This window comes from Roseateles sp. P5_E11 (assembly GCF_054049355.1).
In genome coordinates, this window is the sequence record NZ_JBFUMO010001039.1 from 1 (window position 1) to 1,083 (window position 1,083).

The 1,083-nt window shown below is 64.2% G+C and carries 1 protein-coding gene; it reads left to right on the forward strand.

The annotated features are described in order from the left end of the window. Positions 1-138: 138 nt before the first annotated feature. Positions 139-1,083 (forward strand): TonB-dependent receptor plug domain-containing protein (locus ACXJKR_RS33225; protein ID WP_457326484.1); only part of this gene is annotated, 945 nt, incomplete at its 3' end.

Consider the following 1,083-nt stretch of genomic DNA (forward strand, 5'->3'; position numbering starts at 1 on the left):
CCTTTCCGCTGCGTGGCTCACTAATACATTAGTACACACCCTCGTTGACTGAGGTTTCCTGTGGACGTAAATTGAAAATGTGTGCGCTACCATTTAATGGTGGAGGCGTCCTAGAACCCATCAGGAGACAAAGACAAGATGAGCAAGACCAATTCGCCGCCGCGCCGCCGCGCCCGCCTGGATCGACAGCTGGCCCTGGGCACCACGCTGCTGGCCAGCCTGATCACGCAGGCCTATGCGCAGACCGCGCCGACGGCACCGAGCCAACAACTGGAGACGGTCGTCGTGACCGGCATCCGCAGCTCGTTGGCTGCCTCGGCGCTTTCGAAGCGCGACAACATCGGCCTGTCGGACTCGATCCACGCCGAAKACATCGGCAAGTTCCCGGACAACAACCTCGCCGAGTCGATCTCGCGCATCCCCGGCGTCCAGGTGAACCGCGACGTGACGGGTGAGGGTTTGAACATCCAGGTCCGCGGCCTGGGTTCCAACTTCACGCGCATCCTGATGAACGGTAACCCCGTCGCATCGGCCTCCACGAGCTTCAGCAGTGCCGGTAGCGCCAACCGCGAAGTCGACCTGGACTTCATGCCGGGCGACCTGTTCTCGCGCATCACGGTGTCCAAGAGCCCCACGGCCGGGATGCTGGAAGGCGCTATCGCCGGCGTCGTGAACATGCGCAACGCCCGCCCGTTCGACAAGGCCGGCACGCGCGGCACCGTCAAGCTGCAACTGGCCAAGAACGACCCCGCGCCCAAGCCCAGCACGCGCGGCACGGCGCTCTACAGCACGACGTTCGGCGACACCTTCGGCGTGCTGGCCGGCGTGTCCTTCGCCCGCAACAAGATCACCACGCGTGGCTTCGAGGACGGTACCGACTGGGTCACGCCCCGTCTGACCAACCCTTTGCAGACCGGCACGGGTACCTCAACCACCAACGGTGCCTGGGGCATCCCGACGACTGTGCCCGCTGCGGCCGCCGGTACCTATGGTTCGACGACATTGGCAGCCGGCCAGTCCGTCGATATGGCGCTGCTGAAACAGCTGAACCCCGATGCCACGATCCAGCAACTGGACAACGGC